The sequence below is a fragment of the Mycobacterium sp. NPDC051804 genome, from assembly GCF_044452905.1.
In the GTDB taxonomy this organism is placed as follows: domain Bacteria; phylum Actinomycetota; class Actinomycetes; order Mycobacteriales; family Mycobacteriaceae; genus Mycobacterium.
Genome location: NZ_JBITCD010000004.1, coordinates 771273 through 784683 on the forward strand (window position 1 = coordinate 771273; position 13411 = coordinate 784683).

Annotated in this window: 12 protein-coding genes; 8 read left to right on the forward strand and 4 right to left on the reverse strand. The window is 65.4% G+C overall.

The features are described 5' to 3' along the window. The first annotated feature begins 52 nt into the window (after window positions 1–52). From ACIA48_RS19175 to ACIA48_RS19185, 3 genes are read left to right on the forward strand one after another with little or no spacing between them, the layout of a single operon-like run. Window positions 53–703 (forward strand): hypothetical protein, encoded by a 651-nt coding sequence (locus ACIA48_RS19175; RefSeq protein WP_396734790.1) that lies wholly within the window; start codon window positions 53–55, stop codon window positions 701–703. Then, window positions 696–1265, forward strand: coding sequence for a DUF6529 family protein (locus tag ACIA48_RS19180; protein WP_396734793.1), 570 nt, complete (start codon window positions 696–698; stop codon window positions 1263–1265). Before ACIA48_RS19175 ends, ACIA48_RS19180 begins: the two co-directional genes overlap by 8 nt. Before the next feature lie 14 nt (window positions 1266–1279). Then, on the forward strand, window positions 1280–1735 hold the full coding sequence (locus ACIA48_RS19185; RefSeq protein WP_396734796.1) for a ubiquinol-cytochrome c reductase iron-sulfur subunit: 456 nt from the start codon (window positions 1280–1282) through the stop codon (window positions 1733–1735). Here ACIA48_RS19185 and ACIA48_RS19190 read toward each other — a convergent pair. Together ACIA48_RS19190 and ACIA48_RS19195 are read right to left on the reverse strand one after the other, a co-directional pair. Further along, window positions 1662–4538: an RND family transporter gene (locus ACIA48_RS19190; protein ID WP_396734799.1), complete on the reverse strand. Its 2877-nt coding sequence runs from the start codon at window positions 4536–4538 to the stop codon at window positions 1662–1664. The two genes, ACIA48_RS19185 and ACIA48_RS19190, sit on opposite strands and share 74 nt — an antisense overlap. Continuing rightward, window positions 4531–4911, reverse strand: coding sequence for a hypothetical protein (locus ACIA48_RS19195; protein WP_396734801.1), 381 nt, complete (start codon window positions 4909–4911; stop codon window positions 4531–4533). Before ACIA48_RS19195 ends, ACIA48_RS19190 begins: the two co-directional genes overlap by 8 nt. Window positions 4912–5044: 133 nt before the next feature. Between ACIA48_RS19195 and ACIA48_RS19200 the strand changes: the two genes are divergently transcribed. Together ACIA48_RS19200 and ACIA48_RS19205 are read left to right on the forward strand one after the other, a co-directional pair. Next, a complete protein-coding gene (locus ACIA48_RS19200) occupies window positions 5045–6262 on the forward strand; it encodes a sensor histidine kinase (RefSeq protein WP_396734803.1) in 1218 nt (405 codons plus the stop codon). Continuing rightward, window positions 6259–6921: a response regulator gene (locus ACIA48_RS19205; protein WP_396734806.1), complete on the forward strand. Its 663-nt coding sequence runs from the start codon at window positions 6259–6261 to the stop codon at window positions 6919–6921. Before ACIA48_RS19200 ends, ACIA48_RS19205 begins: the two co-directional genes overlap by 4 nt. Window positions 6922–6938: 17 nt before the next feature. Here ACIA48_RS19205 and ACIA48_RS19210 read toward each other — a convergent pair whose 3' ends face one another. Next, window positions 6939–8246: a DUF2252 domain-containing protein gene (locus ACIA48_RS19210; protein WP_396735098.1), complete on the reverse strand. Its 1308-nt coding sequence runs from the start codon at window positions 8244–8246 to the stop codon at window positions 6939–6941. Between the two features lie 79 nt (window positions 8247–8325). Between ACIA48_RS19210 and ACIA48_RS19215 the strand changes: the two genes are divergently transcribed. The 3 genes from ACIA48_RS19215 (at window position 8326) to secA (ending at window position 12926) form a co-directional block, all read left to right on the forward strand. After that, the gene (locus ACIA48_RS19215; protein ID WP_396734808.1) at window positions 8326–8955 is read left to right on the forward strand and encodes a ComF family protein; all 630 of its coding nucleotides are present in this window, start codon (window positions 8326–8328) and stop codon (window positions 8953–8955) included. Window positions 8956–9279: 324 nt separating this feature from the next. Continuing rightward, window positions 9280–9969 (forward strand): ribosome hibernation-promoting factor, HPF/YfiA family, encoded by a 690-nt coding sequence (gene hpf / locus ACIA48_RS19220; protein WP_396734810.1) that lies wholly within the window; start codon window positions 9280–9282, stop codon window positions 9967–9969. Between the two features lie 110 nt (window positions 9970–10079). Beyond that, entirely contained in the window at window positions 10080–12926 is a 2847-nt protein-coding gene (secA, locus tag ACIA48_RS19225; RefSeq protein ID WP_396734812.1) for a preprotein translocase subunit SecA, read from the forward strand. On the opposite strand, the gene ACIA48_RS19230 is transcribed toward secA, so the two are convergent. After that, entirely contained in the window at window positions 12923–13390 is a 468-nt protein-coding gene (locus ACIA48_RS19230) for an SRPBCC family protein (protein WP_396734815.1), read from the reverse strand. The two genes, secA and ACIA48_RS19230, sit on opposite strands and share 4 nt — an antisense overlap. Between the last annotated feature and the right edge of the window lie 21 nt (window positions 13391–13411).

Sequence of the window (13411 nt, forward strand, 5' to 3'; positions counted from 1 at the left end):
TTGTGCTGACAAAACGACGCTAGATGCGTTGGCAGACAGCCAAGGAGAGACGATGAAGGTTCGCGGTCCACTGGTCACCCTCAGCGCGGTCGCGGTGCTGGGTGCGGGCATATTGTTCGTCAACATTTCCCAGGAGCAGGCGTCGGTGGTGCCCGGTACGCCGGTCGCGGCGCCGGTGACCACGACCGTCACCGCCGCGCCCGCACCGCGGGCACCGTCGTTCCCCGCCAAGGTGGACTACGTCGGCAAGATCCCGACCGCCAAGGGTGTCATCACACTGGACATCGCGGTCGAGGGTGACAAGGCCGTCGCCTATGCCTGCGACGGAAACTCCATCGAGTCGTGGATGCGCGGTCCCGCGGTCGACGGCGCCGTCAGTCTTTCGAGCAAGGACAAGACGGGCCGAGTCGAGGGGCGGCTGGATGGCACCGCCGTCGTCGGCACCCTGTGGATAGGTGCGAAGAAGTGGGACTTCACCGCGGAACCCGCGCAGTCACCGGCCGGGCTGTATGTGTACGAGCAGGACGGGGTCCGCAGTAGCTGGATCGTCGACAGCTCAGGCAAGGCGACCGGCGTGCTGCGGTTGTCCGACGGATCGACCTCGCCCGCACCGGGTTTGGCGATTGGCATCGGCTATGCGAACACAGTCATCGACGGGCGTACGGTCACCGCGGCACGGGTCGGGGGCACCGACGATGTCTGAGTCACCTGCCACGCAGCGCATCACGACGTCACGCGGCGACGCCGCGGTGCTGACCGCCGTCCTGATCGGGTCGCTCGTCGCCGTCGGGCTCGGTGTGTTCGGCAAAGTCCATGAGCCACAGTTCTTTTCGGTGAACATCGCCGGATTCTCAAGCGGTACGGCGGTAAAGGCGTGGCTGGGGACCCTCGCGGCGGCCCTCGCGCTGTTCCAGCTCGTGTCAGCGTTTGCGATGTACCGGTTGATTCCCGGCGGCAGGGCGCCCGCGTGGATGGGGCTCGCGCACGTGTGGTCGGGGCGGCTCGCGGTGCTGGCCAGTGTTCCCGTCGCGGTGCACTGCCTGTACGCGCTGGGGTTCCAGGAGACCGACAGCCGGGTGCTGTTCCATTCGCTGTTCGGATGCTTGTTCTACGGCATCTTTGTCACGAAGATGATGTTGCTGACCCGCAAAGGCCTCCGCGGCTGGGTGATCCCGGTCGCGGGCGGGTTGCTGTTCTTCGTGCTCGTCTACGTCTGGTTGACCTCAGCCCTGTGGTTCTTCCAGACCGGCGGGATCACGTTCTAGTGGAGAGGTTTTCTATGTCGTTCACAGATTTGCGAATTCCACGGCAGAAGGTTCTGATCGGGGCAGGCGTCGGGATGCTCGCGTCCGTACTCGCCGCCTGCACGAGCTACGGCAAGAAGCCAGAGGCGTCCGGTGACACCGCGACGACGACGCAGGCGGCGCCGACAACCGGCGGCACGGCCCCGGAACAGACCAAGGCCATCGCCAAGACATCGGATGTGCCCGTCGGCTCGGGTCTCATCGTGGGCGAGGTTGTCGTGACCCAGGCGACTGCAGGCGATTTCAAGGGCTTCTCGTCGACCTGCACCCACGCCGGATGCGCGGTGAACGAGGTCGTGGACGGCACCATCAACTGTCCCTGCCACGGCAGCAAGTTCAACCTCGACGGCTCGGTGGCTAACGGTCCCGCGACCAAGCCGCTGGCATCAGAAGCGGTTTCGGTGCAGGGAGACTCGATCGTTCTGGGCTGACCGCCCGTCGCCCGGGCAGCATCGTCGGCCACCAGAACCAGCGGCCGATTAGCGCCACCACCGACGGCAGCACGAATGTGCGCACGACCAGGGTGTCGAGCATCAGGCCGACGCCGATCGTCACGCCGATCTGAGCGATGCTGAGCACGGTGCTGCCCGCGAGCGCGAACATGGTGATGCCGAAGACGATTCCCGCGGTGGTGACGACTCCGCCGGTCGCCGCGAACGCGCGGATGATGCCAGTCCCCAGGCCAGCGGACGCCTCTTCGCGAATTCGCATGGCAAGCAAGAGGTTGTAGTCGGCGCCGACGGCGACCAAAGCGATGAATGAAATCGGCGCCACCGCCCAATGCAGGTCGTGGTGCAACAGGTGCTGCCAGATCAGCACACTCGCGCCCAGCGCCGACGCATAGGACATCGCCACCGTGCCGACGACGACGATCCCCGCGACGGGGCTGCGGAGCATCAGCGCGACGATGATGAAGATCAGCGCCAACGTCGCCACCACCAGCAGCACCAGGTCGCCGTCGACCAGCCGTTGCAGGTCCGCGGTGGCCGGTCCGACGCCGGAGAGGTGCACCGCGGTGGGGGTGAGCGTGCCCTCTTTGGTCGCCTCGCGCACAGCGGTTTGGATTTGACCGGCACGCGCAGCGCCGTCTCCGCTCCACTCATGCCCGTCACCGAAGACGAGCAGATAGGTCGCGCGACCGTCGTCCGACATGAGTTGGTCCAAAGCCGCCCGCAGGGCGGGATCGGACAGCGCCCGCTGCGGCATGTAGAAGCCGCCTGCCGCGCTGCGGCGAAACTGTGTGTCGATCTCGTGCAGGTAGTCCGTCAGCTGGCGCAGTTGTGGGCCCAGTGACGACGTCAATGAGGCGAGGTCGGTAGTCGCGACACGCGCCTGCTGCAATTGCGCCGCCATCTCGTCGACCGCTGGCGGCAGGCCAGCGAGCGCTCGCGTGGCTTCTGCGGATCCGACCCTGAGTTTGTCTGCGCCGCTGGTTAATTGGACGGAACTGCGCATGACGTCATCGACGGGCTGGACCACTCTGGCGACGACTGAGCAGATTGGGTTGGTGGGGCAATTCGGAGTCGACGACACGAAGCCGCGCATCGGGTCGAGGTACCCCGAAACGGTGGTCATGTTGGTCTGCAGACCGCTCATCCCGGCCCGCATGTCGTCGGCAGCGAGTCCGACGTCGCCGAGGCCCGCAGCGCTTCCCGCCAGGCCGTCGGAGAGCCTCGCGACCGCGGTCGTCATCGATGCAAGCGCGCTGTCGAGAGTCGCGACGCCGCCGAGTCGCTCGGTGAGCCCGTCGATCATGCCGACGAACTGGTCGCCGATGATGCCGGCTTGTCCGCTCAGCGTCGCTTCGTCGGGCACCGTGCCTGCCGGTCGGCTGGCCGACTGCACCATCCTGACGCCGGGTATGGCCATGATCTGCTTGGTGATCCGTTCGACGGCGATCAGCCCTGCCGGGTTGCGGAGGTCGTTCTCCGCGGCGACGGTGACCACCGTGGCGAGCAGATGGTTGGCGTCGAAGTGGCGGTCGGCGGCCGCGTAGCCCAGGTTGGACTCTGTGCTCTGTGGCGTCGCAGCGGGTTCGTCCCAGCCGATCCGCAGACCGAGCACCGGAATCGCCGCAATGGCGATGACCCCAACGCTCGCGACCAGGATGGGTGCGGGCCAGCGCGTCACGGTGACACCCACCCGGCGCCATCGACGCGCGCTTACCGTGCGCCGCGGCTCGAGTAGGCCGCGCCGGCCCGCAAGTGCTATCAGTGCGGGCGTGAGGGTCAGCGCGGAGAACATCGCCACCAAAACGCCTACCGCGCAGGGAATTCCAGTACTACGGAACATCCCGACATCGGCGAAGCTCAAGCTGGTCAGCGCCGCGGCGATCGTGAGCGCCGATCCCGCGATGACCGGGGCGACACCCCGGTAGGCCGCCTCCAGTGAGTCGGACGAGGGCAACCCCTGTCGCCTGCCCTCGTGATAGCGGCCGATCAAAAAGATCGCATAGTCGGTTCCCGCGCCGAGCATCATCGCTGCCAGCAGGGCAACCGAGAACAACGACACCTCGGACAGGCCGGCGTCGCCCAGCGCGGCCACCACGGGCCGTGCCACAGCAAGTGCCAGTCCGACGGAGATCAGCGGGATCGCGGCGCCGACCGGCGAGCGGTACACGATGAGCAACAAGAGCAGGATCAGGCCGACCGTCGCGGCGGTGATGCCGAGCATCTGCCGGTCGATTGCACTGAACTCGTCGGCGATGGTGGCGCCGGGCCCGGTCACGTACACGCTCAGACCCGGCGGTGGGTCGAGCCGCGTGACCGTATCGCGCATTGCGGTGACGGCCTCGGCGGCCTGCGATGTGCCAAGCATGCCCGACAACCGCATCATGACGGTGACCGCGCGCCCGTCGTCGCTCAGCGCGGCTGAGGCGGTTGCCGGGTCGGACCACAGATCCGTCACCGAGTACACCTGCCCGGAGTCGGCCCGCAGGCTTCCGATGAGTCGGTCGTAGAACTCGCGGTCCTGGTCACCGAGAGGGCGATCACCCTCCAGGACAATGTAATTGAGGTTGTTGCTGGGTGTCTCGTTGAGAAGCGCGGCGGCCTGCCGCGCGGCGATGGAACTGGGTGCATCGGTGGGCATGAACGAGCGGGAGTGAGATTCCACCACCCGCTCGAGTTGCGGCACCGCGAGGTTGGCGGCCCCGGCGGCGATCACCCAGAAGACGAGGACCCAGATGGCGTAGCGGCTCGTGAGGCGCCCCAACCTGATCGTCGCGTCATGCAACGGTCTGCCGGTCGTTGCCCGGAGAGGTATACAGCGCGACGATGTGCTTCTCGCCGTGGGCAAGTGCGCGCATCCGCACCGACCGACGGTTCGCCGCATCGAGGAGTGCCAGTAATCCGGGGTTGGCGGCGGCCAGTTCGGCTCGGGCCTGATCGGCCGAAACATCCTCGTGGACAGCCTGATCGAGCTTGGCGGTCAGCATCGTCACCCATCGGTGACGCAGCGACAGCAGCAGGCCTTCCTCGCTTCCGAACAGCCGCTCGACATCGGCGGTCCTGCCGTTCAAATCAATTGCCGCCTCGGGATCGGTGGCCGCGCGGTCGATCAGGTCGGCCATGAAGGCCATGCGTTCGTGCAGTTGTGACCATGTCATGGTGGAAACGCTACGAAGTCGGACGGCCCTCCCGCGTCGTGCCGAGGACTGCTTTTCGTCTCCTACCACGGTCGGAGACGACCTGCGACCACAGGACGATGTGGCGACATACCGGGTCTTCTACGATCGAACGATGCTGCGCGCGGCAATGTGTTGGCTGCGGGATCGGATCCGGCGGAGAGGCGAAGTGCTCCCGCTCGGATTCACATGGGCTTTTGTGCTGACCGTCGATGTCACCGTCGTCGGAGTTTGCGTCATCGCCGCAATGCAGCGTCCCGCCGCAGATCTGCCCGCTGGGCTCATCGCCATCGCCATTGCGGCAGTGCCGTGCGGGGTGTTCCTGGTCTACGGCGTGACGATGAAAGTGTATGAAGCGCCGGGACTGTGGAGTGCATGGACCGCCGCGACGGCTATCTTTTTGTTCGCGACCTCGACACCCGTTTCCGGAGATTTCGCGCCCCTGCTGCTAGTGCTGGTCGTGGGCACCGTAGGGGCCATGTCGGGGTTGTTCGCCGGTTTCCTGGCCACCGCATCGTCGATGGCGCTGTTACTGGTCGCGTTCGCGATGCATCGCCTCGACGCCTTCGCTCTCTATTTGAGCTTCGTCGGAATGGGTTGGCTGGTCGGCTATCTCATGCACACCCAGCAGCAGTTGCTGCTCAAGCAGCAGCAGGCCCAGGCGCAGCTCGCCGAGCATGCGGCCGCCGATGAACGTCGCCGCATCGCACGCGAAGTGCACGACGTGATCGCCCACTCACTGTCCGTTACCTTGCTACACACCACCGCCGCGCGCCGTGGATTGCAGGAGGACCGCGACGTCGACGACGCAATCGAATCCCTGGAACAGGCCGAACAGCTCGGTCGTCAGGCGATGGCCGACATTCGTCGCACGGTCGGACTGCTCGACGACGGTCGGACGAAGCTGACTCCCGAGCCGGGGGTGCAGGAAATCCCAACCCTGGTCAACGATTTCCTTCGCGCGGGATTGAACGTCACGCTCTATACCGCCGGGCCGGTCGACCGGGTGACGCCCACAGTCGGGCTCGCGATGTACCGCATCATCCAGGAATCGCTTGCCAACATCGCCAAGCATGCCCCTGAATCGGATTCGACGGTTTCGCTGGAGGTTTCGCAAGAATCGGCGAAGCTGAAGGTCACCAATCAGCTGCCCGTGACAGTTTCCGCCAGCGTGGGGACCGTCGGCCGCGGGCTGAACGGCATGCGTCAACGCGTCGAACTTCTCGGCGGACACGTCGATGTCGGCCCGTCTGGCGACCAGTGGTCGGTGCTGGCCGAGATTCCGTTGGGCGACGCCGCCAACGGCTGGCGCCCTCCTTGGTGCCCGCTATGACAGAAGCGACCCCCGAGATCGCTGTTCTGCTGGTTGACGACCAGGACCTGGTGCGTTCAGGGTTACGCCGCATCCTTCGCCGCAAAGACGGCTTCGTGATCGTCGCGGAGTGTTCAGACGGCGACGAAGTCCCTGACGCGCTCGCTCAACAACGGCCCGATGTCGTGGTGATGGATCTGCGCATGCGACGTGTGGACGGCATCGAGGCGACGCGTCTCCTGTGCGCCGCCGGTGGTCCACCGGTCCTCGCGCTGACCACCTTCAATGACGACGAGCTGCTGTCGGGTGTGCTGCGTGCCGGGGCGGCCGGCTTCGTGCTCAAAGATTCGTCTGCCGAGGAGCTGATCCGCGCCGTCCGAGCGGTGGCCAGAGGCGACAGTTATCTCGACCCGGCGGTCACCGCGCGTGTTCTGACGGCCTACCGCAAGGTCGCCGAACCGAATCACAGCGCTGCGTTGGCCGACCTCACTGCACGTGAACTCGACGTGCTGACGTTGATCGCCAAGGGCCGGTCGAATGCGGAGATCGCCGACGAGCTCTTCATCTCCGGCGTCACGGTCAAAAGCCACATCGGGCGCATCTTCGTGAAGCTCAACCTGCGCGACCGCTCTGCGGCGATCGTCTATGCCTACGACAACGGAATCGTTGCGCCGCGCTGAGTCTCCGGACGCCCGACTCAGGTAGATGTGACGCCGGGAATGCGGCCCTCGCGGAACGCCTCGACGAAATGGCGATGATCGTCGCGCACCGTGGCGGCGTACTCGAGGCCGAAGGAAACCATGTCGTCGACGAAGTCGTCGGTGCGCTCGCCGATCACCTCGACGATCGCCTCTTCGGTCTGGAAGTCGACAAGCGTCTGATCGCTGTCGGCGTCACCCACGCAGTGCACCTTGGCGACGGCGCGACCGAGTTGATCGATGACTTCGGCGAATTCGTCAGGTTCGGTCACCTCGGTCCAGTCCAAATCCGACTCGTAGGGCGACAGTTCGGCCACCACGTAACCGATGTCGTCGATCTCGGTGTAGCCGAGGAGGGGATCGGCGTGCGCCTGCAGCGCTCGTTGTGACACCGCCGTGCGGTGCCCGTGGTGCTTGAAGTACTTGTGCACCGCCTCGTCGGCGACCACACGGCTCGGGGCGGCGATATTGCCCTGCTTCATGGAGAGCACAATGTCGTTGTCCAGGGCTTGGTTGAACCCTTCGATCAGCACGTTGTAGCTCGGCAGCCCGGCGCTGCCGATGCCGAAACCGGTCCGGCCGACGATGTCCTTGACGTCGTAGGCGACTTCGCGGAACTTCTTGGACCGCGGAATGGTCTCCTGGTACGCCTCGAAGGCGGCGTTCACCTTCTCGTATTCGGACTCGTCGAGCCTGCGCACCCCTTCGATCTCACGGAAGCGCCGATCGCTGTCGTCGATTTTGGTCATGCGCTCGAGCATCTGCGACCGTGTTGACAGTCGGGCCGTCTGCAATGCCGTGAGCACCGCGCCCTGAGCGGTATCGAGATTCAGCGAGAACGAGCTGTCGTCCTCCTCTTCGGTGAACCACCGCACCTGGTCGATATAGGCGCGGACGAACGTTTCGATCAGCGCCTTGATCTCCTCGTCGGAGAGCGCCTTCTGCCAGCACATCAACGCGATACTGGCCGCGAACCGCTGCAGATCCCACGTGAAATTCCCGACGAACGCCTCATCGAAATCGTTGACGTCGAAAATCAGGATCCCGGCGCCGTCCATATAGGTGCCGAAGTTCTCCGCGTGCAAGTCCCCCTGAATCCACACGCGCGAGGATCGTTCGTCCGCCCATCTGTCCTCGCGCTCGGCGACATCGGCATAAAACAGGCAGGCGCTGCCTCGGTAGAAGGCGAACGGTTCGGCCGCCATCTTGCGGAACTTGGTCCGAAAGGCGTCGGGATCCGCCTTCATCAGCTCGGAGAACGCCTCGACCAGGCATTTGACGATGACCGCTTCCCGTTCGTCTTGCATTCCGGAGGAGTACCCAGTTCCGAACGGCCGCTCGACGCCGGCGAGCCGACATGTCACCGCGCACCGCGACACTGCGGTCATGCTCGATTTGATCGTCCCGCTGGAGTGCGGTGGCTGCGGCGCGCGCTCGACGCGATGGTGCGACGCCTGCGCCAAAGACCTCGCCGTCAGGCCGGACGAGCCGCATCTCGTCAGCCCTCGCGTCGACCCGGGCGTACCCGTTTTCTCGCTGGGCCGCTACGCGGGCGCACGCCGTCAAGCCATTGTCGCCGTGAAGGAGCACGGCCGTGCCGACCTCGTCATGCCACTCGCCGACGTGCTCCGCGTGGGGCTGGCCCAGATGGTGACGTGGGGTGTAGTCGGTACGCCGCTCGTCGTGGTGCCCGCGCCCACGCGTCGGTGGTCGGCCAGGCGCCGCGGCGGCGACCCGGTCACCCGCGTCGCTCGCGCCGCGACCGCCGAGCGGGACGAAGTTGCCGTCGTTCAAGCGCTGCGTACACGGGCCTTCGTAGCCGATTCCGCCGGCCTTTCCAGCGCCGACCGTCAGCGCAACATCGCAGGGCGGGTGAAGCAGGTCCGACGGGTCCGAGGAGAAGTCGTGGTCGTCGACGACATCGTGACGACCGGCGCCACCGCGTCTGAATCCGTCCGCGTCCTGCAACGGGCCGGGGCGTCCGTGGTGGCCGTCCTGGCTATCGCCAACGCGTGACGACCCCAAGTGACGGTCCCGCCAATTACTCCGCCGTCAAGGTGATGTGAAGAACTGAAAACAGGTCGGAGAAAACTCAGTGCATTTTGTGGCACGACCGGGTGAACACGGACTACCGTCGGCATCAACCACCCGTGAGTGCCTCACGGCGGCGCATCACCGACGGCGCCAGCATCGCCCACCAGCGGTAGGAGGTGAGTAGACGACACCTTGCACCGGCGGGCCGCGACAAAGGCATAAGACATGCAGAGCCCCTCGGCGCGTATCCACAGCTAGCCGGGCACGCTGACGCGTGCGGACGCGAAGAGAAACGAGTTGCCAAGTATGTCAACCCATTCCATTGCCTCGGACCAAGCGACGTTCGTCAACGACGAAACGCCCGAAGCCGAACTGCGAGCCGAGATCGTCGTCAAGGGCCGCAACGTCGAGATTCCCGAGCACTTCCGCATCTACGTCTCAGACAAACTCTCCCGCCTCGAACGACTCGACCGCACCATCTACCTCTTCGACGTCGAACTGGATCATGAAAAGAATCGGCGGCAACGCAAGAACTGCCAGCACGTCGAAATAACCGCGCGCGGCCGCGGCCCGGTAGTTCGGGGCGAGGCCTGCGCCGACAGTTTCTACGCCGCCCTGGAGTCCGCGGTCTGCAAACTCGAGAACCGGCTCCGGCGCAGCAAGGACCGTCGCAAGATCCACTACGGCGACAAGACGCCGGTTTCGCTGGCCGAGGCCACCGCGATCGGCCCGCTGCCCGACACGCTCAATGGCTCCGGGCCGGAATCACCGCAGGTCGACGGCGCAATGGTGGACGATCACGAGCCCGGACGGATCGTGCGCACCAAGGAACATCCCGCGACACCGATGACGACGGACGACGCGCTGTCGCAGATGGAACTCGTCGGCCACGACTTCTTCCTCTTCCACGACAAGGAGAGCGACAAGCCGTGCGTGGTGTACCGCCGCCACGCCTACGACTACGGGTTGATTCGGCTTTCCGGCCCGGAAGGCTGATTCGCCTCCGAGCCGTAGGCCTGACACGCTCGGGAAACTCGGCGTGCCACGTCGCTACCATGGGTTGAGCTGTAGCAGATCCAACCCATTTGGAAAGCCTGAGGAATAGCGTGCTGGATAAGTTGCTCCGTCTCGGTGAAGGCCGCATGGTCAAGCGCCTCAAGGGGGTGGCTGAGTACGTCAACACCCTGTCCGACAGCGTGGAGAAGCTCTCCGACGCCGAGCTGCGGGCCAAGACGGACGAGTTCAAGAAGCGGTACGACGGCGGCGAAGGCCTCGACGACCTGCTACCCGAGGCGTTCGCGGTCGCCAGAGAAGCGGCGTGGCGAGTACTGGATCAACGGCACTTCGACGTCCAGGTGATGGGTGGCGCGGCATTGCACTTCGGCAACGTCGCGGAGATGAAGACCGGTGAGGGCAAGACCCTGACCTGTGTGTTGCCCGCCTATCTCAACGCGCTGTCCGGCAAGGGTGTGCACGTCGTCACGGTCAACGACTACCTGGCCAAACGTGACGCCGAATGGATGGGTCGCGTGCACCGCTTCCTGGGCCTCGACGTCGGCGTGATCCTCTCCGGTCTGACGCCCGACGAGCGGCGCGCGGCCTACGGCGCCGACATCACCTACGGCACGAATAACGAGTTCGGCTTCGACTACCTGCGTGACAACATGGCGCACTCACTGGACGACCTGGTGCAGCGTGGCCACAACTTCGCCGTCGTCGACGAGGTCGACTCGATCCTCATCGACGAGGCCCGTACCCCGCTGATCATCTCCGGCCCGGCCGACGGGGCGTCGAACTGGTACTCCGAGTTCGCGCGGCTCGCTCCGCTGATGGAGAAGGACGTCCACTACGAGGTCGACATCCGCAAGCGGACCATCGGTGTCCACGAGATCGGCGTCGAGTTCGTCGAGGATCAGCTCGGCATCGACAACCTCTACGAGGCCGCCAACTCTCCGCTGGTCAGCTACCTCAACAACTCCATCAAGGCCAAGGAACTGTTCACGCGCGACAAGGACTACATCGTGCGGGACGGCGAGGTCATCATCGTCGACGAGTTCACCGGCCGCGTGCTGGTCGGGCGGCGCTACAACGAGGGCATGCACCAGGCGATCGAGGCCAAGGAGCACGTCGAGATCAAGGCCGAGAACCAGACGCTGGCGACGATCACGCTGCAGAACTACTTCCGTCTTTACGACAAGCTCGCCGGCATGACGGGTACCGCCCAGACCGAGGCGTCCGAGCTGCACGAGATCTACAAGCTCGGCGTGGTCAGCATCCCGACCAACAGGTCGATGATCCGTGCCGACCAGTCCGACCTGATCTACAAGACCGAAGAGGCCAAGTACATCGCGGTCGTCGACGACGTCAGCGAGCGGTTCGAGACGGGCCAGCCGGTGCTGATCGGCACCACCAGCGTGGAGCGCTCGGAGTACCTGTCGCGCCAGTTCACCAAGCGCCGCATCCCGCACAACGTGCTGAACGCGAAGTACCACGAGCAGGAGGCCAACATCATCGCTGAGGCCGGCCGCCTCAAAGCGATCACGGTGGCCACGAACATGGCCGGCCGCGGCACCGACATCGTGCTCGGAGGCAACGTCGACTTCCTCGTCGACAAGAGGCTGCGTGACCAGGGCCTGGACCCGGTGGAGACGCCCGAGGAGTACGAAGCCGCGTGGCACAAGCTCCTACCCCAGGTGAAGGCCGAAGCAGCCGACGAAGCCAAGGACGTGATCGAGGTCGGCGGGCTGTACGTTCTGGGCACCGAGCGCCACGAGTCCCGCCGTATCGACAACCAGCTGCGCGGCCGCTCGGGCCGTCAGGGTGATCCGGGCGAATCCCGGTTCTACCTCTCACTCGGTGACGAGCTCATGCGGCGGTTCAACGGCGCGACGCTGGAATCGCTGCTGACCCGGCTGAACCTGCCCGACGATGTGCCGATCGAGGCGAAGATGGTCAGCCGAGCGATCAAGAGCGCGCAGACACAGGTCGAGCAGCAGAACTTCGAGGTCCGCAAAAACGTCCTCAAGTACGACGAAGTGATGAACAAGCAGCGCGTGGTCATCTACGACGAGCGCCGCCGGATCCTTGAGGGCGAGAACCTCGCCGACCAGGCCCACAAGATGCTCATCGACGTCGTCACCGCGTACGTGAACGGTGCGACCGCCGAGGGTTACTCCGAGGACTGGGACCTCGAACAGCTCTGGACCGCGCTCGGGCAGCTGTACCCGGTGGGCATCGACCATCACGACCTCATCGATTCCGACGCCATCGGTGAGGCCGGCGAGCTGACTCGGGACGAGCTGCTCGATGCGTTGATCAAAGACGCCGAACGCGCGTACGCCGTGCGCGAGAAAGAGCTCGAGGAGATTGCCGGCGAGGGTGCGATGCGTCAGCTGGAACGCAACGTGTTGCTCAACGTGGTCGACCGCAAGTGGCGCGAGCATCTCTACGAGATGGACTACCTCAAGGAGGGCATCGGGCTGCGCGCGATGGCGCAGCGCGACCCGCTGGTCGAGTACCAGCGTGAGGGCTACGACATGTTCATCGGCATGCTCGAAGGCATGAAGGAAGAGTCGGTCGGCTTCCTGTTCAACGTGGCCGTGGAAGCCGCGCCCGCACCGGCAGTCGCGCCGGTCGCCGCGCCACAAGGGCTGGCCGAGTTCGCACAGGCCGCCGCCGCCAAGGCGCAGGAGGGCACCCAGGGCTCCGTTGCGACCAAGGAGCGTCCGGCGCCGACTGAATCTGGATTGCCGGCTCAGCCGGCGGCCCTGCGCGCCAAGGGAATTGACAACGAAGCGCCACCGATGACCTACAGCGGCCCATCCGAGGACGGTTCAACGGAGGTCAAGCGCTCCGGCGGGGGCGGCAGGCATACGGCACCATCCGGCGGCACACGGAAAGAACGCCGGGAAGCCGCGCGACAGCAGGCCCGCGAAACCAAACGGCGGGGCTAGGGAGTCAGCCGAGCGGCGATGCGCTCCAGGGTGGCGCGCATACCGTCTTCGGCCTGTCTGGGCATCGATCCCATCCGGAGCATCGGCCGTTGCCGGTCCGACGAGACGTCCCAAGTCTCTCGGACCAGCGTGCCGCCGTCGACGGGCTCGAGTTCGTACCGCCAGATTCGTCCGCCGATCAGCCCGAGCGGTCCCATCGTGGTTTTCCAGGCGATGCGGCGGTCGGTCTCGTATTCGATGACGGTGTTCGTGGTGCGGTAGGGCAGGAACAGCGATTCGGGGCGGCCCCGCATCGACATGCCGAACTTGGAGCCGAGCGTCAACGGCTGCGAAGGCTCGGTCGAATGGTCCACCGTGCCCGAGCCGTCGAAGCTGGAATGCTTTCCGGCGTCGGCGATCAACGCGAATATCTGGTCGGCGGGCGCGTTGATGACCCGTTCCACGCTGATGGTGTTTCCCTCCACGCGCTCACCCTATCCTCGAGT